This is a genomic window from Streptomyces sp. NPDC002730 (assembly GCF_042888805.1).
Lineage (GTDB): Bacteria > Actinomycetota > Actinomycetes > Streptomycetales > Streptomycetaceae > Streptomyces.
In genome coordinates this window covers 43,045-63,991 of the sequence record NZ_JBIAQG010000010.1, presented here as the reverse complement: position 1 = coordinate 63,991, position 20,947 = coordinate 43,045, and the positions used below count along the sequence as shown (strand labels likewise).

General features: G+C 71.6%; 17 protein-coding genes. 8 read left to right on the top strand and 9 right to left on the bottom strand.

The window, feature by feature from the left end; genetic code table 11:
• Window positions 1-35 precede the first annotated feature (35 nt).
• Window positions 36-485, bottom strand: coding sequence for an SRPBCC family protein (locus tag ACFYXH_RS25005; RefSeq protein WP_389566968.1), 450 nt, complete (start codon window positions 483-485; stop codon window positions 36-38).
• A 6-nt stretch (window positions 486-491) separates the two neighbouring features.
• Complete coding sequence (locus ACFYXH_RS25000; RefSeq protein ID WP_389566966.1) at window positions 492-1,337, bottom strand: DeoR/GlpR family DNA-binding transcription regulator; 846 nt, start codon at window positions 1,335-1,337, stop codon at window positions 492-494.
• Between the two features lie 212 nt (window positions 1,338-1,549).
• Between ACFYXH_RS25000 and ACFYXH_RS24995 the strand changes: the two genes are divergently transcribed.
• Complete coding sequence (locus tag ACFYXH_RS24995; RefSeq protein ID WP_389566963.1) at window positions 1,550-3,934, top strand: hypothetical protein; 2,385 nt, start codon at window positions 1,550-1,552, stop codon at window positions 3,932-3,934.
• Between the two features lie 70 nt (window positions 3,935-4,004).
• Here ACFYXH_RS24995 and ACFYXH_RS24990 read toward each other — a convergent pair whose 3' ends face one another.
• From ACFYXH_RS24990 to ACFYXH_RS24975, 4 genes are all read right to left on the bottom strand, one after another.
• Complete coding sequence (locus ACFYXH_RS24990) at window positions 4,005-6,407, bottom strand: right-handed parallel beta-helix repeat-containing protein (RefSeq protein WP_389566961.1); 2,403 nt, start codon at window positions 6,405-6,407, stop codon at window positions 4,005-4,007.
• 127 nt (window positions 6,408-6,534) lie between these two features.
• Window positions 6,535-7,143 carry a hypothetical protein gene (locus ACFYXH_RS24985; RefSeq protein WP_389566958.1) on the bottom strand — a complete coding sequence of 203 codons (609 nt, stop codon included), beginning with the start codon at window positions 7,141-7,143 and terminating at the stop codon, window positions 6,535-6,537.
• 202 nt (window positions 7,144-7,345) lie between these two features.
• Window positions 7,346-8,170: an MOSC domain-containing protein gene (locus ACFYXH_RS24980; protein ID WP_389566955.1), complete on the bottom strand. Its 825-nt coding sequence runs from the start codon at window positions 8,168-8,170 to the stop codon at window positions 7,346-7,348.
• A gap of 37 nt (window positions 8,171-8,207) precedes the next feature.
• On the bottom strand, window positions 8,208-8,693 hold the full coding sequence (locus ACFYXH_RS24975) for a DUF6643 family protein (RefSeq protein WP_389566953.1): 486 nt from the start codon (window positions 8,691-8,693) through the stop codon (window positions 8,208-8,210).
• Window positions 8,694-8,935: 242 nt separating this feature from the next.
• Here ACFYXH_RS24975 and ACFYXH_RS24970 point away from each other — a divergent pair, with 242 nt between their 5' ends.
• Window positions 8,936-10,231: a TerD family protein gene (locus ACFYXH_RS24970; protein ID WP_389566950.1), complete on the top strand. Its 1,296-nt coding sequence runs from the start codon at window positions 8,936-8,938 to the stop codon at window positions 10,229-10,231.
• An 84-nt stretch (window positions 10,232-10,315) separates the two neighbouring features.
• Here ACFYXH_RS24970 and ACFYXH_RS24965 read toward each other — a convergent pair whose 3' ends face one another.
• Entirely contained in the window at window positions 10,316-11,488 is a 1,173-nt protein-coding gene (locus tag ACFYXH_RS24965; protein ID WP_389566947.1) for a glycosyltransferase, read from the bottom strand.
• Between the two features lie 58 nt (window positions 11,489-11,546).
• Between ACFYXH_RS24965 and ACFYXH_RS24960 the strand changes: the two genes are divergently transcribed.
• Both ACFYXH_RS24960 and ACFYXH_RS24955 read left to right on the top strand, forming a co-directional pair.
• Window positions 11,547-12,332: a glutamate racemase gene (locus tag ACFYXH_RS24960; protein ID WP_389566944.1), complete on the top strand. Its 786-nt coding sequence runs from the start codon at window positions 11,547-11,549 to the stop codon at window positions 12,330-12,332.
• A gap of 164 nt (window positions 12,333-12,496) precedes the next feature.
• Entirely contained in the window at window positions 12,497-13,057 is a 561-nt protein-coding gene (locus tag ACFYXH_RS24955; RefSeq protein ID WP_389566941.1) for a hypothetical protein, read from the top strand.
• Window positions 13,058-13,090: 33 nt separating this feature from the next.
• Here the strand turns inward: ACFYXH_RS24955 and ACFYXH_RS24950 are convergent, their stop codons facing one another.
• Window positions 13,091-14,176, bottom strand: coding sequence for an O-antigen ligase family protein (locus tag ACFYXH_RS24950; protein ID WP_389566938.1), 1,086 nt, complete (start codon window positions 14,174-14,176; stop codon window positions 13,091-13,093).
• Between the two features lie 304 nt (window positions 14,177-14,480).
• On the opposite strand from ACFYXH_RS24950, the gene lnt reads away from it, so the two are divergent.
• The 4 genes from lnt (at window position 14,481) to ACFYXH_RS24930 (ending at window position 19,488) form a co-directional block, all read left to right on the top strand.
• Window positions 14,481-16,133 carry an apolipoprotein N-acyltransferase gene (gene lnt / locus ACFYXH_RS24945; RefSeq protein ID WP_389566936.1) on the top strand — a complete coding sequence of 551 codons (1,653 nt, stop codon included), beginning with the start codon at window positions 14,481-14,483 and terminating at the stop codon, window positions 16,131-16,133.
• Window positions 16,134-16,143: 10 nt separating this feature from the next.
• Complete coding sequence (locus ACFYXH_RS24940) at window positions 16,144-16,626, top strand: NUDIX domain-containing protein (RefSeq protein WP_389566933.1); 483 nt, start codon at window positions 16,144-16,146, stop codon at window positions 16,624-16,626.
• A 55-nt stretch (window positions 16,627-16,681) separates the two neighbouring features.
• Window positions 16,682-17,497 (top strand): 3-hydroxybutyrate dehydrogenase, encoded by an 816-nt coding sequence (locus tag ACFYXH_RS24935; protein WP_327321848.1) that lies wholly within the window; start codon window positions 16,682-16,684, stop codon window positions 17,495-17,497.
• A gap of 92 nt (window positions 17,498-17,589) precedes the next feature.
• Window positions 17,590-19,488: a helix-turn-helix domain-containing protein gene (locus ACFYXH_RS24930; RefSeq protein WP_389566930.1), complete on the top strand. Its 1,899-nt coding sequence runs from the start codon at window positions 17,590-17,592 to the stop codon at window positions 19,486-19,488.
• 66 nt (window positions 19,489-19,554) lie between these two features.
• Here the strand turns inward: ACFYXH_RS24930 and ACFYXH_RS24925 are convergent, their stop codons facing one another.
• Window positions 19,555-20,937, bottom strand: a complete 1,383-nt coding sequence (locus tag ACFYXH_RS24925) for an MFS transporter (RefSeq protein WP_389566927.1) — start codon at window positions 20,935-20,937, stop codon at window positions 19,555-19,557.
• Window positions 20,938-20,947: the final 10 nt, after the last annotated feature.

Sequence of the window (20,947 nt, the reverse complement as noted above, 5' to 3'; positions counted from 1 at the left end):
GGCGGGCCGTCAGTTGTCCGTAGCCGTCGCCGGTTTCACCGGCTTCTCGTGAGGCCCGCGAGAAGTCCGTCCAGCGCACGGCCGAACACCAGCCGGCCCACCCGGCGGACAAGCGGATCGAACAGCTGTGGCAGCAGGTGGATCCGCAGCTCCTCCACCCAGACCACCACGGCGCCCGAACCCTCCGGGCGCACCTCGATCTCGGCCCAGCCGGTGATCACCCGGCCGCGCTTCTCCAGTCGAAGGCGTCCGGTCCCGCTCTCCCCGGGCGGCTCCCAGCGGACCACCTCCATCGGATCGTCGAAGCCGACGCGGCCCAGCCCGGTCCGCGCGACGAACACCGTCCCCATGCCCGAGCGATACGGCGAGACGACAGTGATCGACGTCAGCGGCACCTGAGCGGTATGCGCGGGCCAGTCGGTGACGCGCGCCCAGACTTCCTCGGCGGGCCGCGGGACGGCCCGCGTGATCCGGAAGACGGTCACCCGGCGTCAGCCGTCCTGCCCGTCGGCACTCTCCGGACCGCCCGCCACGACCAGCCCCGGCAGATGCTCCGCGATCTGCTCGCGTGCCTCGGCCGACAGCCCCGCGTCCGTCACCAGCGTGTCGACCTCGGCCAGCCGCGCGAAGGAACTGAGGCCCACCGTCCCCCACTTGGTGTGGTCGGCGACCACCACCACCCGGCGCGCGGCCTGCACAAACCGGCGGTTCGTCTCGGCCTCCGCCAGATTCGGTGTGGAGAGCCCGGCCTCCACCGAGATTCCGTGCACGCCGAGGAAGAGCACATCGAAGTGGAGCGAGCGGATCGCCTGGTCGGCCACCGGCCCGACCAGCGAGTCGGAGGGCGTACGCACCCCGCCGGTGAGGACCACGGTGGCCGCACCCGGACGCTGATCGCCCGCCGCTCCCGCCCGCTGCGCCGCGTGGAACACATCCGCGACCCGCACCGAGTTGGTGACCACCGTCAGATCCGGCACCTCCAGCAGATGGTGCGCCAGGGCATAGGTCGTGGTCCCGCCGGAGAGCGCGATCGCGCTGCCGGGCACCGCCATCTTCGCCGCCGCCCGCGCGATGTCCTCCTTGGCGCTCAGCTCCAGCGCCGACTTGGCCTCGAACCCCGGCTCGTGCGTGCTCGCCTCGACCACCGGCACCGCGCCGCCGTGGACCTTCTCGATGACCCCCTGCCGGGCCAGGGCGTCCAGATCCCGGCGCACCGTCATATCGGAGACATTGAGCTTGCGGGTGAGCTCGTTGACCCGCACTCCGCCGCGCCTGCGCACCTCGTCGAGGATCAGGGCACGCCGCTGCTCCGCGAGCAGGTTCTGGTTGTCGCTCACTGCCGGGGCCGGTCCTTCCATCTCGTCGTCCACCGTCGTCGTACACCGCCTCTGGCCAAGGGTTTCTCATCCTCGCACGGGCTCGGCGGAACGGGCTCGGGGAGATTCCGTGAGAGCCGTGCGGCGAGCGGCCGCGATCCGGGACTCTGGTACCGAACCGCCGCGCGACCGCGCGCTGACCGATCCTCCCATCGAGAGAGCGAGTCACAGAAGTGTCCCCTGGCACACCGGTCCCGCAGAGCGAAGGACCCGCGCTCGAGCTGCTCGTCCACGGCGTCGGCGGAGCCACCCCGCAGGACATGCTCGGCGATCCCAGAACGGTCCGGATCACCGGTGACGAGAAGGCCGCGGTGTTCCGGCGCACCGAAGACGCGGAGGCGGAACGCCACCCCGAGCGCTACCAGGACCGGCCCATCCCGGAGGCGTACTGCTGGTCCAACCTCACCTCGGGCAACGGCGCACGGGCCCTGTGGCTGCTGCTGCTCCCCTTCATGGTCGTCAACCTCGCGCACTGGATGCGTCCCCGGGCCAAGGGCCGCCGAGGGACCACACGGCTGTACGGAGTGCTGGTGCGGCTCGTCGCACTCAGCCTCACCGTGCTCCTGACGGCCGCCGCCTGCGAGGTCGCACTCGACCTGGTGGCATGGCAGTGCGCGGGCTCGTCCGCATGTACCCGGGACAGGTCCTGGCTCGGCTTTCTGTCGACCGCTCAGCACGGCTGGTGGTCGCAGCCCGGCCGACGACTCTCGCTCGCCGCGGTGGTGCCGGCCGCACTCGTCGGCCTGCTGTGGTACCTCTCCAACCGCACCTGGAGCGCGTACGAGTCCCAGCGGCCGCCGACCGGCGAGGACACGCTGGAAGGCGACGAGGCCACTGAGGAGGACGAGGAGGAGACCGAGGGGCCGAAGGAGCAGGCCGAGGGGCCGAAGAAGGAGACCGTGCGGCCCGCCCTCGGCAGGCCGGGCTTCTGGTACGGCCGCCGGCTCGTCGCCCGGCTCCGCGCCGCGCACACCGCTGCCGGTTTTCTGACCGTGGCCGCCGCGGTCGCCGGGGCCGCCGCCCGCCACGACCGCGGCGCCACCAGCACCCTGCTGGAGGTCTGCGGCCGGCTCCTCGAGGCAACTCTCCTCGTGGGCGGATTGGCTGTGGTGTGGGTGGTCTTCCGCAGGGGCCGCAGCGAGAAGCGGCTCGACGCCCGCCTCGACCGTGCGGCCGTCCGCTATCTGCCCGGCGCCGCACTCGCGCTGCTCGGCCTCTCGGTGCTGTACGCCTCCTGGTCCCGCCCCGGCTGGGTCTCCACCGCCACCCTCCCCGGCGATGTCACCTTCCGCGTCATCGCACTCGCCCAGGGCGCCCTGGTCATCGCACTCGCCGTTGCCGCCTGCTTACTCCACCGCCGTGCGCGCCATGTGCGTGCGGCCCTCGCAGGCCTCGGCGGGCCCGCCGTCGCGATGCTCGCCTGCGCCCTGGGCGGGGTGATGACCGGCGGTGTGGCCCAGCGCGTCGCGGACTGGCTGGACGGGCCCGGCACCCCGGGCATGGGCGGCGAAGGCTCCATCCCAGGGCCCCCGGTACTGCTCAGCTGGCAGGCCTCCGTCATCCCGGTGCTGCTGATCGCCCTCTTGGTCCCGGCCGTCATCCTTGCCGTACGGACCTGGCTGGCCGCCCGCCGACTCGCGCAACCGGTCGAGGCGGACTACGCGGAAGGGCGCCCGGACGCCGTCCGTACGCGGCGGATAGCGGGCACTCGGGCCCGCGCCGCTCTCACCGACGTCGCCCCCTGGATCGTCGGCATCGTCTCCGGCGCCACCCTGCTTCTCGGCGCGGGCGCGGTGGCCGGCGCATGGGTGAGTGGCGAGGTGCCGGGCAAGGCGTTCGGCGACAGCCACGACTTCGTCGAATCCGCGGCGGAGGCGGCGCAGGCGATCGGCTCCTGGCTGATCGGCTTCGGCTTCATACTCTTCGTCACCTGGGGCCGCCGCGCCTACCGCGACGCCTCGGCCCGGCGCACCATCGGCATCCTCTGGGACGTCGGCACCTTCTGGCCGCGCGCCGCACACCCCTTCGCGCCCCCCTGCTACGCGGAGCGTGCCGTCCCCGATCTGACCTGGCGGATGTGCACCTGGACCGCGGAGACCGGCGGACGGCGCCTCGTCATCTCAGGTCACTCACAAGGCAGTGTGCTGGCCGCGGCCGCCGTCTGGCAGCTGCCGGCGGCCACCCGCCGCCGCGTGGCGCTGCTGACGTACGGATCCCCGCTGGAGCGGCTGTACGGGCGCTGGTTCCCCGCGTACTTCGGATCCGTCGCCCTCAGCGAGCTCCGCAGCGAGGTGCACTGCTGGCGCAATCTGTGGCGGCGCACCGACCCGATCGGCGGGCCGGTGATGATCCCTGCCGAGGGCGACCATCCCGAGGTGGACCGGGATGCGCTCAAAGACCCTGTGGTGTACGGACGTTCGGCGCGCCATCCGCTGCCGGAACCGATCCTCGGACACTCCGAGTACCAGGCCGACCCGGCCTTCGCCGCGGAACGCAGGGAACTCCTCGACCGGCTCAGCCCGGGCGTTCCCCGGCAGGTGCGGGGCAGTTCGGGGTAGCGCAGGGCATCACCCAGCAGTTCGGTGCGGCTCAGGGCAGTTCGGGTGGCACCCAGCAGTTCGGTGCGGCTCAGGGCAGTTCCGGCAGATCGTCCGGGTAGAGCAGGGTCAGGTCGTCGGTGTTCGCCTCGGTGAGCGCCGCGACCCGGCCCGCGTGCCGCTCGACCATCGACTCGAAGGTCTGGCGCGCGGTACGGCCGTTGCCGAACGCGGGCCCCTTGGGCAGCGCGGTGAAGTACTTCAGCAGCGCCTCACCCGTGCCCGTGCCCAACCGGTACTCGTGGTCGTCGGCCTGCTGCTCCACGATCCGCAGCAGCTCCTCGGGCACATAGTCGCTGAAGGTGATGGTCCGTGAGAAACGGGACGCCACACCGGGGTTGACCGACAGGAACCGCTCCATCTCCGCGGTGTAGCCGGCGACGATCACCACCACCGCCTCCCGGTGGTCCTCCATCAGCTTCACCAGCGTGTCGATGGCCTCCTTGCCGAAGTCCCGACCGGAGTCCTCGGGGGACAGGGCGTAGGCCTCGTCGATGAAGAGCACCCCGCCGCGCGCCCGGTCGAATGCCTCCTGGGTTCGGATCGCGGTGGAGCCGATGTGCTCGCCGACCAGGTCCACCCGGGAGACTTCGACGAGATGGCCACGCTCCAGCACTCCGAGCGAGGCCAGGATCTCGCCGTACAGCCGGGCCACGGTCGTCTTCCCGGTGCCGGGTGAGCCGGTGAAGACCAGATGGCGGCGGACGGAGGCGGCCTTCAGGCCCGCCTCCTGGCGGCGTCTGCCGACCTCGATCATGTTGGTGAGCGTGCGGACCTCGCGCTTGACGCTGTCCAGGCCGACCAGCGCGTCCAGTTCACCAAGGACGGCGCCGGAGGTGCGTACGGGCTCCGCGGTCGAGACCGGCTCGGCCTCGTCGGGGCGCTGTCCGGGGACCGCGGAGAGCAGCCCGGGGGACTGGGTCGCCGTCAGCACGGCCGTGGTCTGCTCGCCCTTGGACCGCACTGCGCTCTCGTCACTGGTGCAGTCCTCGACGACCGGACCGTCGTCCTCGCCCAACTCGTAACCGCCACGCGCACAGCGCTCGGTCCGGCAGCGGCTCAGTGTCGTACGGCAGCCGTCCATCACATGGAAGCCATAGCCTCCGCTGCCCGTGACCCGGCAGCCGCGGAAGGTGCCCCGGCCCTCCGCCGAGACATAGAAACCGGCCTCGGCGGGCGATGTGACCGTGCAGCGCTCGATCACCGGATCGGCGCCCTTGGTGACGATCACGCCGGTCTGCGCGGTGTCGATCGTGCAGCCGTTCAACGTGCCGCCACTGCCGTGGTCGCGGAACCAGGCGCCGGTGGACGCTTCCCGGATCCGGCAGTCGTCGAGCTGCGCCGTAGCGCCGTCGCTCACCGACACCGCGGTGTTGCGGACCTGGGAGAGATCGCTGTCGACGACATCGACGCGCGAGCCGCGGTCGAGGACGAAGAGCGCGTCCGGGACGTCGTGGACGCGGCACGAGTCGAGGACGGCGGTCGCTCCGTCACTGACCCATACGGCCGGATAGTCGCCCGTACTGTCGTGGATCTCGCACTGGTTGGCGTCCACGCGCGTGCCCGGGTCCCAGACGGACAGGCCGTTGCGCCCGAATCGGCGCACCGTGGACCGGGTGAGCGTGAGTACGGACCGCGAGCGCAGATCGACCGCGTTCTCGGGGATCTCGTAGATGTCGCAATCGGAAAGGGTCAGCACGGCGTCGGTGTCGAGGGTGATGCCGTCGGCCGAGGTGCGGTGCACGGTGGAGTCGGTGAGATGCGCCGAGGCGCGCGAGGCGATCTGCACGCCGGTGCCCTTCACCTCGTACACCTCGCAGCCGACGGCCTCGAGGCCACTGCCCTCGCCGGTGACGGACAGGCCCGCGCCCGAGGCGTGGTGCACCCGGCAGCGCTCCAGCCGCGGATGGGCGCCGCCGCGCACGGAAACGCCCGACTGGCCGGCCGCCACCACCTCACACTCCTCGAACACGCCGCCCGCGCCGTCCAGTACGGCGATTCCGACGCCCGCTGGATTGTCGACGGTGCAGCGGCGGACGGTGGGACGGGCCGCGCCGCGCACCTCCAGACCGGCCGCGGAGCGGGTGACGATCCGCAGATCGATCAGCTCAGGAGTGCCGTCCTCGACCAGGAGAGCGGGGGCGGCCGTGTCCTGCCCCTCCACATGGAGGTCCTGGACGGTGGCGGAGGCGCGCACGGTGAGCGGCACACCGTCGGCGGGCGCGATGCGCACCGAGCCGACCGCGCCCTCCGTGCCGCGCAGGGTGACCGCCCGCTGGACGATGAGGTTCTCGCGGTACGTCCCCGGAGCGACCGTGAGGATGTCGCCGTCGCCTGCGGCCTCCAGGGCTGCGGCGAGGGAGGGGTACTCGCCTGTGCGGCGCCGCCACCGCGATGTGCCGGTGTGCGTCACCTGGACCGTGCCCTGTGCCATCGTGCTGCTCTGCCCCCACCTCGTGATCCTGCTCCGCCGCGCCTCTGAGGGGGGCGCCCCCTGCCCCCCGAGGGGGTCGCACCACCGTAGCGCGCGCGAGGCTCGGGAGTTGACGGGACGAGAACGGTCAGCTGCCCGCGCCCGTACGTCCCCAGTCGGGACCGGCCGCGGCCCAGGCCTGGTCCAGACGCGCGTATCTGCATCGGACGAGCCGCCGGACGATCAGACGTCTGGCGCACGTGATGAGGCCCGCAGCGGTGAGTGTGGCGCCGATGCCCGCGAGGACGGCGTGCACCCGGGCGGTCGCCGCGTCCATGGGGCGGCTGACGACCCGGCCGGCACGGTCGGTCCAGATGGTGAAGGTGTCGCCGGCGCGCGCGGTCCGCAGCACGGTGGAGACCGTGCCGGTGTGCCGACTGCCGTCCACCGCCGTCCATTTCGCGATGATCGGCCGCCGTTTTTCATGGGCGGCCGAGGACTCGGGATCGTATGCGGCGGGTTTCGGCGCCGGAGCCGGTTTCAGCACCGTCGCGGTCACCGGATGACGCTGCTGGCGCTGGTTGCGCACCGCCTGCCGCAACGACTCGTCGGTCAGGCTGCCGGTGGCCCAGCCCGCGGCCGGCGCGGCGGTGAAGAGGAGGAGCGCGGCGATCAGCGCCACCCAGGCCTCGAAGAGATCGGTGGCACGGCGCAGGGGATTGTGCCGCCAGCGCCAGACTCCATTGGCTGCTCGCACTTTCCCGCACCCCCTTCCGCGTCCGTCATAGCCCTGTACGGCACGGCATAAGCGCGGGTGGCACAAAGCGAGAGGAACCTCACCCCTGCCATCGCTCCCGCCCTTCGCCTCGCCCTTCACCCCCGTCGTCCGTCCAACGCACCCGCGGGCACGCCGGGTTCCCGCGGGGAGGGCCGAACCGGCGGATCCAGTCCGGTCCGGGCTACTCGACGACGGTCACGGCGTCGCCGACCCGGATGAAGCCGGTCCGCTCCGGCACGAGGCACTGTCCGAACACCAGCCGGTCGCCGAAGCGGCGATGGCGGGCGAGAGTGCGCAGCGGCTCCTTGCCTCGCTCGGCGGTGTGCTGGTCGGTGGTGGTGATGACACACCGGCCGCAGGGCCTGGCCACCCGGAAGGTGGCGTCGCCGATCGCGATCCGCTTCCAGTCGTCCTCGGCCCAGGGCGCCGCGCCGTCCACGACGACATTCGGCCGGAACCGGTTCATGGGCAGCGGGCCCTCGTCGGCATGATCACCCTGTGCGATGAGGGAGTTGAGCGCGTCGAGCGAGGCGAGGGTGGTGACGAGCAACGGATAGCCGTCGCCGAGATTGACCGTCTCTCCGGGGCGGGCGTACTCAGGGTCGATGGGGCGCCGGTGGGCCGGGTCGTCGAGATGGACGAGCCGCACCTCGGTGCCGAGGTAGTCGCTGAACCAGGCGTCCACCTGCCCGTCGACGGGCACCATCTCGACCTTGTCCTGGAAGATCTCCACCGTCGTGGTGCCCACCGGCTCCGGGACGGCGACACTCAGCGGTTCACGCCCGGGCGCGGTCAGCCGGATCCCGCGGTCCGGCAGTGTCTCGGCGTGGGCCAACGCCAGCCGTGGCTGCTGGCGTTGCGTGACCACCTTGGCCGAGGAGTCGATCAGTGTCCACCGACGGTCCCCGGCAAGCCCCCACGGCTCCACAGCCGCCTCGCCGGGTGCATACCCCGCCACCGATTTGACCGGGTGGACATGGATGGAACGGAGAACTGGGTTCGGCATGAAGCCATAGTGCCAGCCACCACTGACCTCCGGCCGGTCAGTAGCCCCGGCCCTGGTACGGGCGGTTGTACGGGTCCTCGTACGCAGCGGGTGCCGGCGCGGGACGTGCAGCCGCGGGGCGCATCGCTTCGTAGCCGGTGGCCACCGGACGCTGCTGCGGCTGGGCCTGGGGCTGAGGGCCCGGGTAGCCGCGCGGCACGGCGGTCTGCTGAGGGAAGTACGGCGCGGGCGCGTGCTGCAGCGGTACGGGCTGCTGCATCTGCTGCGGATAGCCGTAGGAGGGAGTGCCGTAGGAAGGGCCGGACTGCGAGGGAGCTGCCGGCAGTGCGGGCAGCGCCGCGGGGAGCGCCGGCAGGTAGCTGTTGGCGGTGTAGCTGCTGCCGGTGTCATACGCGGAAGGCACTCGGATCGGGGCGATCTGAGGCGTGCCCCGCTCCGCGACCAGGGAGTCGTAGATGGGGGTGTCGGGGAACGACGGAGCGGAGTAGTAACCGCCGCCGTAGGTGGCGCGGGGGGAGGTCATGGCACATAAGTTAAGCCCACGATGTGCTGGTTGGGGAGCCCGATAAGAGGGTTGTTTCGGTAGATGCGAGTGACCAGGGTTCCCCAATGCGAGCGAATCTGGGAAAAACGGTCGCCGGGAAACGTTCAGATCCGGTAAAGGGCGAGCTGAGAGCGGGTTACCGACGGGTCGGCAGGGGCGCCGAAGGCTCCCGGAGGATTAAGTTGGCCGCACGGTGAACTCTTCGGGCACCCCGACTCGCGATGGGGGCGAGCATGTCCATGCTTAAAGGAGCCAATACTCCGGTGCCGGCGCGGCAGGTCCGCGTCGAATTGGGATGGCGTACAGACCCCGGGGTGCCGGATGTCGATGCCTCGGCGCTCCTCCTGGCATCGGGAAAGGTCCGCTCCGACGCGGACTTCGTCTTCTACAACCAGCCGGCGCACGCCTCCGGCGCGGTACGCCATGAAGGGAAGCGGACCGCGGCGGGCGGCGTGACGGACGAGGTGTCGGTCGACCTCGCGCGCGTGGAGCCCGCGATCGAGCGGATCGTGCTGGCCGCGTCGGCCGACGGAGGCAGCTTCGGGCAGGTGCCGGGGCTGTACGTCAGGGTGCTCGACGCGGCGTCCGGCGCGGAGATCGCCCGGTACGAGAGCGAGGATGCGACGGTCGAGACGGCCTTCGTGCTCGGCGAGCTCTACCGGCGGCAGGGCGCCTGGAAGTTCCGGGCGGTGGGGCAGGGCTACAGCACCGGACTCGAGGGCCTCGCGACGGACTTCGGTATCACGGTCGACGAACCGCAGCAGTCGGCCCCGGTACCGGCCGCCCCACCGGCCCCCGTTGCCGCTCCGGCACCCGCCGCGCCCGTGACGCCCGCTGCGCCCTCGCTGCCGCCCCGTCCCGCTGCCGCGCCGTCCGCTCCCGTACGCCTCACCAAGGTGACGCTGACGAAGGACACCCCGTCCGTCTCCCTCAGCAAGCAGGGCGGCACCTCCGGTGCCATGCGGGTCAACCTCAGTTGGCAGGTGCGCAAACAGTTCCAGGGCTGGGGCGCCAAACTGGGCCGCGCCGTCGCCATGCACGGAGACCTCGACCTGGACCTGTGCGCGCTCTACGAACTCACCGACGGCCGCAAGGGGGTCGTCCAGGCACTCGGCAACGCCTTCGGCGCGCTCCAGCAGCCCCCGTACATCCACCTCGACGGCGACGACCGCACCGGTGGCACGTCCGGCGAGAACCTCACCATCAACCTGGACCACAAGGACCGGCTTCGCCGCGTCGTCATCTTTGTCACCATCTATGAAGGTGCGCGCAGTTTCGCCGACCTGGACGCGACCGTCACTCTCCAGCCGCAGAACGGCGCCGCCATCGACTTCTCGCTCGGTGAGTGCACTGTGCCGTCGACCGTCTGCGCGCTGGCGCTGATCACCAATACCGGCTCCGATCTCGTCGTCCAGCGCGAGGCCCGTTTCCTCGTGCCCGAGCGCGGCGTGAGCCCGCAGCGCACCGTCGACTACGCCTACGGCTGGGGCATGAACTGGACACCCGGCAGGAAGTGACGTCTCCGGGCGACATCCCTGGCCGGCACCCCGTGGTGGACGTCCCCGGTGGAGGTCGCTGGTGAAGGTCCCCGGTGATCTATGTCAGCGGTCCGGCGCGGCTTCCGGACGGGCGTACGTACGCCCCTTCCAGGCCGCGCCGCGACCGCGGTAGTGCTGCACCGCCGAATCAACCGTCATCAGCAGATAGAGCAGAGCGGTGAACGGCAGCAGGGGAGCGAGGAGCAGCGGCTGCCGGTAGTAGCGCAGCATCGGCAGATACGTCCCGGTCATCACCGCCCATGCCAGACCTCCGGCCCAGCCGGCGGCCGCGTCATGGGTCAACACACCGGCGCACAGCGCGGCGGGCGGCGCGAGATACACCAGCGCGAGCCCCACCACCGTGCCGGCAAGCAGCAGCGGACTGTGCAGCAGCTGTGCGTACGCGCTGCGCGACACCATCCGCCACAGGTCCGCCAGCCGCGGATACGGACGCACACTGTCCACCCGCTCCGCCAGCCCCAGCCAGATCCTGCCGCCGGTCCGCTGCACCGCCCGCGCCAGCGACACATCGTCGATCACCGCCTGCCGGATCGACTCCGGTACGCCCGCCCGCTCGGCGGCCTCCGCGCGCAGCAGTACACAGCCGCCCGCCGCGGCGGCCGTGCGTGCCGCCTGCCGGTTGACCCACCGGAAGGGATAGAGCTGCGCGAAGAAGTAGACGAACGCCGGCACGACCAGCCGCTCCCAGCCGCCGGCGACCCGCAGCCGCGCCATCTGCGAGACAAGGTCCAGCTCGTTGGTACGGGCCGCGGCCACCAACTCACGCAGGCTGTCCGGCTCGTGTGCGATGTCGGCGTCGGTCAGCAGCAGATATTCGGGCTCGCGCGCCCGGGCGACCGCGATGCCGTGCCGCAGAGCCCACAGCTTCCCGGTCCAGCCGGGCTCCGGCTCGCCGGGGGAGACGACCCGCAGCGGCAGCCCGCCGTGCCGTTCGGCCAGTGCACGCGCCAGTTCCGGCGTGCCGTCCGTACTGCCGTCGTCGACGAGCAGGATCTCCGCCCGGCCGGGATAGTCCTGTGCAAGCAGCGACGGCAGGCTGACCGGCAGCACCTCGGCCTCGTCCCTGGCGGGCACGACAATGGCCACATCCGGCCAGAGTGACGGGGCCGCGCGCCGGGGCAGCCGCTGGTCCGTACGCCAGAAGAAGCCCTGGCCCAGCAGCAGCCATCCCCATGCGGCCAGCGATCCGAAGGCGATCCAGGCAAGGGCGCTCATTTGTCGCAGTCTGCCCCACCGCGCCAGTACCGCAAGGGCAGTCGACTATGGTGACCGGGTGAAGATCGCGCTCATGGACTCCGGAATCGGCCTGCTGGCGGCCGCCGCCGCGGTACGTCGGCTGCGACCCGACGCGGATCTCGTTCTCTCCTCCGACCCCGACGGCATGCCGTGGGGCCCGCGTACGCCGGACGATGTCGCCGCCCGCGCGCTCGCCGCCGCCCGCGCGGCCGCCGCACACCGCCCCGACGCGCTGATCGTCGCCTGCAACACCGCATCGGTGCACGCCCTGCCCACGCTGCGCGCGGAGCTGGAGCCCGGTATAGCCGTCATCGGCACGGTCCCCGCGATCAAACCGGCCTCGGCCGGCGGCGGCCCCGTCGCCATCTGGGCCACCCCCGCCACCACCGGCAGCCCCTACCAGCGCGGCCTCATCCGGGACTTCGCCGACTCGGTCGCCGTCACCGAGGTGCCCTGCCCCGGTCTCGCGGACGCCGTTCAGCAGGCTGACGAGGCTGCCATCGACCATGCCGTGGCCGCCGCGGCCGCTCTCACACCACGCGATGTAAGGGCCGTCGTCCTGGGCTGCACCCATTACGAGCTGGTCGCCGAACGTATCCGCGCCGCAGTGCAGCCGCCCGGTCTGCCACCGGTGGTGCTGCACGGCTCGGCCGGGGCGGTCGCCGCCCAGGCGCTGCGCCGTATCGGCGAGCTGCCCGCCCCCGACGCCGAGCCGAGCTCCCGGCTCACGGTGCTGCTCAGCGGCCGTGATTCCGCCCTGCCCGACCAGGCCCTCAGCTATGCCGAGGGCCGCCTGCTCCAGGCCGTCAGCCCGGCGCTCTGACGCTCTCCGGGTGGTCCTCTGACGATCCCCGGGCCCGGCCGTTCCGACGATCCCGGGCCCTGCGCACGCCCGGTGCAGAGGCCCGGCCGCAGGCCCGATCCGTGCGGTTGATCCTTGTGGCCGAGACCATGCCCGGCAGACGGAACCTGAGTACGCTGCTAGCCATGAGGGACCACTTCCGCGACGAGGGGCACGCCGCAGAGCCCCTTCCCACGGTCTGGACCGGCCGTGCGACCAACCGTGCTCAGTGGCTGTTTGCCGCGGTAGGCGCCGCCTGCATGGCGCTCGGCATCGAACTCGCCGTCGACTCCGCCTGGACCTCCGGCATCGCCCCGCTGCTGATGTCCGTGATCGGCTGTGTGGCAGCGGGTCTGCTGATCCTCTTCGGGACCCTCGCCTTTGTCCATGTGGCGGTCAAGGTCGACAGCGACGCGGTCGAGGTGCGCTGCGGTCATATCGGTCTGCCGCGTCGGCGCATCCCGCTCGACCATGTGGTGGGCGCGGAGTTCGCTCCGAAGGTGACCCCGAGGCAGTGGGGCGGCTGGGGCTACCGCTGGCGTCCGGAGCAGGGCACCGCCGTTGTCGTACGCCGTGGTGAGGGCGTCGTCGTCACGCTGGGCGACGGCAGGACCTTCACGGTGACCGTCGACGACGCGGAGGCCGCCGTACGAGCCATCCGCGACCGGCTCCTGCTTGCGGGGACCAACAAGACCGTCGAGATCTGAGCCACCGCTCCCCGCGCTCCCTCCGCGGGACGGCTAGAGCGTCCGGCTGTCCGCCACCGAGTCCGCCCACCGGGCGGTGTGCGTACCGCGCTCCGCCGAGCCCTCGCCCGCCGTGTGCGCCGTCGCCAGCCCCGCGAGCAGCCCGGCGCCTGCCGTCACCGGCGTGAAGCTCAGCGCGTTGCCGACGCTCGCCAGGACCGCCAGCGCCGTGAGCGCGGCTCCCGCGCTCAGCACGACCGGGGTGGAGCGCGGCGAGCGCCACAAGCCGTACAGCATCCAGCCGAACGCCGCACCCAGCAGCGCCACGCCCACCACACCCTGCTCGGCCGCCTGCTGCAGCGAGGCCGAGTGCGGCTTGCCGTCGGAGCCCAGCGACTGCTGTGCGGTGGTGCTGAGCTTGCCGAAGCGGTCGGGGCCCACACCCCGTACCGGATCGTCCTTGGCGAGCGTGATCGCATCCCGCCACAGAGCCACCCGGTTCTGGGTGAGCTGGCCCTGCAGCGAGACCGTCAGCCCGTCCGGCAGGGTGTCCTCGGCCACACCCCACGACGTGGCCACCACCAGACCGGTGGCGACGGCGAGGCCGACGAGCGCCACCGTCCGATGACGCATCCGGACCGCCGCGAGCGAGCAGAGCAGTATGCCGAGGGCCGCCGCGCACCCGGCGACGGAACCGAGCGCCAGTGCGGTGCAGGCGACGGCGAGAGCGAGCATCCGCAGCGCGAGGCGCAACGCGGCCGGACGGGCCGCAGAGGCGGCGCAGCAGGCTGCACCCGCACCGAGGACCAGCAGCGCCGCAGCCGCACCTGTGTGCCCCGGCTGGATGGGCGTCCCGGCGATCGCACCGGGCACACCCTGGCGTGAGGCGATCGCCAGGCCGAGTGCGGCGAGTGCGGCGGCCGAGGCGGCCGCGACCGGCAGGAGCGTGCCGCAGATACGGCCGCAGGCATATCCGGCGGCGACGGCGAACACGGCGAGCAGCACGCCCTCGGGCCGTGCCTCGCGTCCGGCCGCGCTGATCAGCGACCACACGGCGCAGCCGCTGAGGACGACGACGCCGGCGATATCGGTCGCGCTGCCGCGCTCCCGCGTGGCGGACCGGCCGTCCGGTGCAGCCATCCCGTCGACCCCCCGACCTGTGACGGGCCCTGCCGCAGCAGTCGAATCGCGTCGGGTGGCAGGGCTGGCGCACACGGTAACGGCAGAGGCAGGGGTTTGTGGATGGGTTGCGCAGGAACGTTGCGGCAGTCGGTGTCGGGGGCCTGCGGGGAGCCCGTGCGGCAGCCGGTGCCCGGGGGCCCGTGGCGAGCCGCTGCGGCAGTCGGTCCGCCGGTCGGTGCGAGAGCCGGCACACCGGTGTCGGTGCGTCGGCCGACGAGGACCGGACTGCCGGGGCACAGCCCAGCGCCGTAGACTCCGCCGGGTGAGCGCCACCATCACCACCGTCGACACCCGACAGCCCGCCCCCGCCGCCGGGGGCCGACCGCTGCTGCGGCGCCTTCTGCGGCCGGGTGCCGCCGCGCTGTCCGGAGTGATGCTCTTCGCGAGCTTCCCGCCACGTCCCCTGTGGTGGCTGGCGCTACCCGGCCTCGCGCTGCTCGGCTGGACCCTGTACGGACGCCGGCTGCGGCCCGCGTTCGGCCTGGGCTACCTCACCGGCCTCGGCTTTCTGCTGCCGCTGCTCATCTGGACGGGCGAGGAGGTCGGCCCCGTGCCGTGGGTGGCGCTGGCGGCGGTGGAGGCGGTGTTCGTCGCTCTCGCGTGCATGGGGATCGCCGCGGTCTCCCGGCTCCCGGTGTGGCCGGTGTGGGGGGCGGCCGTCTGGATCGTGAGCGAGGCTGCACGCGCGCGTGTGCCGTTCGGCGGCTTTCCCTGGGGCAAGATCGCCTTCGGACAGGCGGACGGCGTCTTCCTGCCGCTCGCGGCGCTGGGCGGGACACCAGTGCTGAGTTTCGCGGTCGTACTGTGCGGCTTCGGGCTGTACGAGACCGTCCGCCGGGTCCGTGCCTACCGGCGTACCGGCGAGCTGCCGCGCGGCGCCGCGGCCGCAGCGCTGCTCACCGTTCTCGTCCCGGTCACGGCGGCCCTCGCCGCCCTGCCGCTCGTCGACGACTCCGCCGAGGACGGCACCGCGAACGTTGCCGCGATCCAGGGCAATGTGCCGCGGCTGGGGCTCGACTTCAACTCCCAGCGCCGCGCGGTCCTCGACAACCACGCCCGCCGCACCGAGGAGCTCGCCGCCGATGTGAAGGCGGGCAAGGTGGCCAAGCCGGACTTCGTCCTGTGGCCGGAGAACTCCTCGGACCTCGACCCGTACCGCAACGCCGACGCCAAGCTGGTCATCGACGAAGCGGTGAAGGCGATCGGCGTGCCGACCGTCGTCGGCGCGGTCGTCACTCCCGACACGGGCAATCTGCGCAACACCCTGATCGAATGGGACCCCACGCGCGGCCCCGTCGACACCTACGACAAGCGGCATGTCCAGCCGTTCGGTGAGTACATCCCGATGCGGTCCTTCGTACGCCTCTTCAGCTCCGACGTCGACCGGGTGCGGCGCGACTTCGGACCTGGGCACAAGGTGGGTGTCTTCGACCTGGCGGGCACCAAGGTCGGCATGGTCACCTGCTTCGAGGCGGCGTTCGACGACGCGGTGCGTGACACCGTCACCAGCGGGGCCCAGCTCATCTCCGTGCCGAGCAACAACGCCACCTTCGGCCGCAGCGAGATGACGTATCAGCAACTGGCGATGTCGCGGGTGCGGGCCGTCGAGCACGGCCGCTCCGTCGTCGTCCCTGTGACCAGCGGTGTCAGCGCCGTGATCATGCCGGACGGGAAGATCGTCCAGAAGACGAAGATGTTCACGGCGGGCGCGCTGGTCGCCGAGGTGCCGCTGCGCTCCTCGCTCACGCCGGCGACTCGGCTCGGGACCTGGCCGGAAGGCATCCTGGTGCTGGTCGCGGCGGGCGGTGTGGGCTGGGTCGTGGCACGGGCGGTGCAGGCCGGGCGGCAGCGGAAGGCCGTACAGGCCACGGCCGTGCAGGGCGCCGTCGAGCGGGGCACGGTCGACGCCGGTTAGGGTCGAGGCCATGGCAACCCCCGACTTCATCCGTGAGCTCCGGGCCACCGCAGGCCACCAGCTCCTCCTCCTGCCGGGCGTCAGCGCGGTCGTCTTCGACGACCAGGGGCGGGTGCTGCTGGGGAGGCGTGCCGACACCGGCAAATGGTCGCTCATCGGTGGGATTCCGGAGCCGGGGGAGCAGCCTGCGGTGACGGCCGTGCGTGAGGTGTACGAGGAGACCGCGGTGCGCTGTGTTGCGGAGCGGGTCGTGTTGGTCCAGGCGCTGCGGAAGCCGGTCACCTACCCCAACGGCGACCAGTGCCAGTTCATGGACATCAGTTTCCGCTGTCGCGCGGTGGGCGGCCGGGCACGCGTCAATGACGATGAGTCGCTCGAGGTGGGGTGGTTCTCCGTGGACGCGCTGCCGGAGCTCAAGGAGTTCTCGCTCTTCCGGATCAAGCAGGCTCTCACCGAGGGACCGGCATGGTTCCAACCCACCATCGAGCAGTGAAGTGTGGGCGCTGACCACATCGGTCGGGGGATGATCACTGCCTAGGGTGCGAAGCATGACCGCGCCCACCACACCAGGTCCCGCACCTCACCCCGACGCTCGTCCCGTCACCCTCGACCTCGGCGGCCGAACCGCACTCGTCACCGGCGCGGCGGGCGGCCTCGGCCGTGCGTGTGCGCTGCGGCTCGCGGCCGCCGGCGCGAAGGTCAGGGCCGTCGACCGCGACGCCGAGGGCCTCGACGCACTCGCCGCACACTCGCCGGGGCTGGCCGGGGTCGTCGAACCAGAGCTCCTGGACCTCACCGATCTGGACGCGGCGGAGGCAGCGGCCGCCGGGGCGGACATCCTCGTCAACAACGCCGGGCTGCAATTGGTCCGGCCCATCGAGGAATTCCCGCCGGACGTCTTCCACACCGTGCTCACGGTGATGCTGGAAGCGCCGTTCCGGCTGATACGGGGCGCGTTGCCGCATATGTACGCGCAGGGCTGGGGCCGTATCGTCAATATCTCCTCCGTACATGGGCTGCGCGCCTCTGCCTTCAAGTCCGCGTATGTGGCCGCCAAACACGGTCTCGAGGGACTCTCAAAGACCGCGGCCCTCGAGGGCGCACCGCACGGGGTGACCTCCGTCTGCGTCAATCCCGGCTATGTGCGTACGCCACTGGTCGAGAAGCAGATAGCGGACCAGGCGGCGGCCCACTCGGTGGCCGAGGACCGGGTCCTCACCGACGTACTGCTCAAGGACTCCGCGATCAAGAGGCTGATCGAGCCGGAGGAGGTCGCCGAAGCGGTGCTGTATCTGTGCACACCGCAGGCATCCTTCATCACCGGCACTTCGCTCACCCTCGACGGCGGCTGGACCGCCCACTAGGGCAACACGCCCTGGGGCCCTCCACTTGTCCACAACGGCTTCGTTGTCCACAGGGCTGGTGCGAACGCCCGTACGGCAGGAATCCTGTGTTCATGTCCCACGATCAAGCCTCCTACCTGGAGCTCCTCGCACGCGGTGCCGACGCGGAGGCATACGACCGGCCTGCGCTGCTCGCCCGCGCGAGCGGCGCCGGGGCCGAGTCGCTCGCCTCCCTCGAGCACGCCAAACAGCTCGCGCTGCGGGTGCGTGCCGAGCTGGAGGGGCGGCGCCGCCGCGAGGCCGAGCTCTCCGCGCTCTTCGAGACCGCGCACGACCTGGCAGGTCTGCGTGACCTCGACGCCGTGCTGAGAGCAATCGTGCAGCGCGCCCGCTCGCTGCTGGGCACGGAAGTCGCCTATCTGAGCCTCAATGACCCGGCAGCGGGCGACACCTATATGCGGGTCACCGAGGGGTCGGTGTCGGCGCGCTTCCAGCAGCTGCGGCTGGGCATGGGGGAGGGCCTCGGCGGTCTCGTCGCCCAGACGGCCCGTCCGTATGTCACCGACAGCTATTTCGACGACGCGCGGTTCGAGCACACAAGGACGATCGACACGGCCGTGAGCGACGAGGGCCTGGTCGCCATCCTTGGAGTGCCCCTGATGCTCGGTAGCCAGGTCATCGGCGTGCTCTTCGCCGCCGACCGCCGCGCCAGAGTCTTCGAACGGGAACAGGTCGCGCTGCTCGGCTCCTTCGCCGCTCATGCCGCCGTCGCCATCGACACCGCGAACCTGCTGGCGGAGACCCGCTCGGCGCTCGCCGAGCTGGAGCGGGCCAACGAGATCATCCGCGACCACAGCGGCGTCATCGAGCGTGCCTCGGAGGTCCACGACCGGCTGACCGAAGTGGTGCTGCGAGGCGGAGGCGTCCATGACGTGGCCGCCGCGCTCTCCGAAGTCCTGGACGGAACAGTCGAGTTCACGGACACCGACCTCGAAGCCACCGGCACCGACGGCCGGGCAGTGCGGCACGGGCAGGACTGGGTGGCCGCGGTATCGGCGGGCGGCGAGCTGCTGGGTGCCCTGGTGCTCCGCAACCATCCCGAGCTCGACCCCGTCGACCGGCGCACCATGGAGCGTGCGGCCATGGTCACCTCTCTGCTGCTGCTCGCCCGGCGCTCCGCCCACGACGCCGAGCAGCGAGTACGGGGTGAACTGCTCGACGATCTCCTCGACGCACCGGACCGGGACCCCCGACTGCTGCGGGAACGGGCGGCGCGACTGCAGGCCGACCTCGACGCACCGCATGTGGTGCTGGCCGCCCGGATCGACGGACCCGACTCGGGCACCTCGGGCACCTCCGACCGGGAGACCGCAGACCGCCGGAGCGCGGACCGGCAGCGACTGTGGTCCGCCGCCTCTCACCTGGCCGCGACCCGCTCGGGCCTGGCCGCAGCCCGTGACGGCGGCACCGTACTGCTGCTTCCGCTCGGCCCCGACGACAGCGCGGCCGACCTCGCCCGCCAGACCTCCAGACAACTGAGCGGAACGGTACGGGAGTCGGTCACCGTCGGCGCGTCCGCGCCCGTTCCGGCGCCCGCCGGCGATCCGAGCCCGATAGCCGGGGCGTACGCACAGGCGCGGCGCTGCCTCGACGCCCTGCGGCTGCTCGGCCGCTCAGGGCAGGGCGCGGCCGCGCAGGACCTGGGATTCCTCGGCCTGCTGCTGGCCGACCCCGGCGATATCGACGGTTTCGTACGGCGCACGATGGGCGAGGTCGTCGACTACGACCGGCGGCGCGGCACCGACCTGGTTCGTACGCTCGACGCGTACTTCGCGAGCGGTATGAGCCCGGCCCGTACCAAGGACGATCTGCATGTTCATGTGAACACCGTCGCTCAGCGCCTGGAACGCATAGGCCGGCTGCTCGGCCCCGACTGGCAGTCTCCGGCCAGGTCGCTGGAGATCCAGCTCGCGCTGCGCCTGCATGCGATGTCCGCGGCCGTCGCCCACTGAACGCGCCACCGCGCGGACCCTCCTCGGGGCCCGCGCGGTGTGTTCGATCCGTGCAGCCTTCGCCGGTCAGGCAGTCTGCGCATCCGCCGGCCGGTTCGCCGGGGTGAGATCCACCGGCTCAGCCTCGACAGCGGCCAGATCGCGGTGCCGAGTCTCCCGCGCGCAGCCGATGGCCACCACGGTGAGCAGTGCCGCGGCGATGACGTACAAGGCGATGGGCGTCGACGAGTCGTAGTCGGCGAGCAGCGCGGTCGCGATCAACGGCGCGGGTGCACCGGCCGCGACGGAGGAGAACTGCGCACCGATGGAGGCCCCGGAGTAGCGCATCCGCGTCGCGAACATCTCGGCGAAGAAGGCCGCCTGCGGCGCGTACATCGCCCCGTGCAGGACGAGTCCCACCGTGACGGCGAGCAGCAGACTGCCGAAGCTGCCCCGGTCGATGAGCGCGAAGAAGGGGAACATCCAGGCACCGACCCCGATCGCACCGATGAGATACACGGGCCTTCGCCCGATGCGGTCCGACAGAGCGCCCCACGCCGGGATCACCACGAAGTGCACGGCAGAGGCGATGAGTACGGCATTCAGTGCGGTCTGCTTGCTCAGCTCCACAGCGGTCGTCGCGTACACCAGGATGAACGCGGTGATCACGTAGTAACTGATGTTCTCCGCCATCCGCGCCCCCATGGCCACCAGCACATCGCGCCAGTGATGCCGCAGTACAGAGATGATCGGCATCTGCTCGACCTGGCCCGCTGCCGCCTTGCGCTCCTCGGCCTGCGCCAACGCCGCCTTGAAGACCGGTGATTCATCGACAGAGAGACGAATCCACAAACCGACGACCACCAGAACACCGGAGAGCAGGAACGGTATGCGCCAGCCCCACGAGGTGAACGCGGCGTCCGACAGCAGTGCGGTGAGCGCGGAGAGCACCCCAGTGGCGAGCAACTGCCCGGCAGGCGCGCCCGTCTGCGGCCACGAGGCCCAGAACCCGCGTCGCTTGGCGTCACCGTGCTCCGACACCAGCAGCACGGCCCCACCCCACTCACCACCCAGTGCGAATCCCTGCACCAGTCGCAGCACGGTGAGCAGTACGGGCGCGGCGGTACCGACAGTTGCGTGCGTCGGCAGCAGCCCGATGGCGAAGGTCGCCCCGCCCATCAGCAGCAGACTCAGCACCAGCAGCTTCTTGCGGCCGAGCCGGTCGCCGTAGTGCCCGAAGACGAGCGCACCGAGCGGGCGGGCGGCGAACCCGACGGCGTACGTCAGGAACGACAGCAGGGTTCCGACGAGCGGGTCGGAGCCAGGAAAGAACAGCTTGTTGAAGACCAGCGCGGCGGCCGATCCGTAGAGGAAGAAGTCGTACCACTCGATGGTGGTGCCGATGAGGCTCGCGGCGACGATGCGCTTGAGTGAACTGGGAGCTGGTGGAGCGGTTGCGGGGGCGGCCATGGACACCACT

Coding starts and splice junctions, on each gene's coding strand:
- ACFYXH_RS24970 (WP_389566950.1), top strand. CDS start 8,936: ATGGGGGCGAGCATGTCCATGCTTAAAGGAGCCAATACTCCGGTGCCG.
- ACFYXH_RS24940 (WP_389566933.1), top strand. CDS start 16,144: ATGGCAACCCCCGACTTCATCCGTGAGCTCCGGGCCACCGCAGGCCAC.
- ACFYXH_RS24955 (WP_389566941.1), top strand. CDS start 12,497: ATGAGGGACCACTTCCGCGACGAGGGGCACGCCGCAGAGCCCCTTCCC.
- ACFYXH_RS24975 (WP_389566953.1), bottom strand. CDS start 8,693: ATGACCTCCCCCCGCGCCACCTACGGCGGCGGTTACTACTCCGCTCCG.
- ACFYXH_RS24935 (WP_327321848.1), top strand. CDS start 16,682: ATGACCGCGCCCACCACACCAGGTCCCGCACCTCACCCCGACGCTCGT.
- ACFYXH_RS24980 (WP_389566955.1), bottom strand. CDS start 8,170: ATGCCGAACCCAGTTCTCCGTTCCATCCATGTCCACCCGGTCAAATCG.
- ACFYXH_RS24925 (WP_389566927.1), bottom strand. CDS start 20,937: ATGGCCGCCCCCGCAACCGCTCCACCAGCTCCCAGTTCACTCAAGCGC.
- ACFYXH_RS24965 (WP_389566947.1), bottom strand. CDS start 11,488: ATGAGCGCCCTTGCCTGGATCGCCTTCGGATCGCTGGCCGCATGGGGA.
- ACFYXH_RS24950 (WP_389566938.1), bottom strand. CDS start 14,176: ATGGCTGCACCGGACGGCCGGTCCGCCACGCGGGAGCGCGGCAGCGCG.
- ACFYXH_RS24990 (WP_389566961.1), bottom strand. CDS start 6,407: ATGGCACAGGGCACGGTCCAGGTGACGCACACCGGCACATCGCGGTGG.
- ACFYXH_RS24930 (WP_389566930.1), top strand. CDS start 17,590: ATGTCCCACGATCAAGCCTCCTACCTGGAGCTCCTCGCACGCGGTGCC.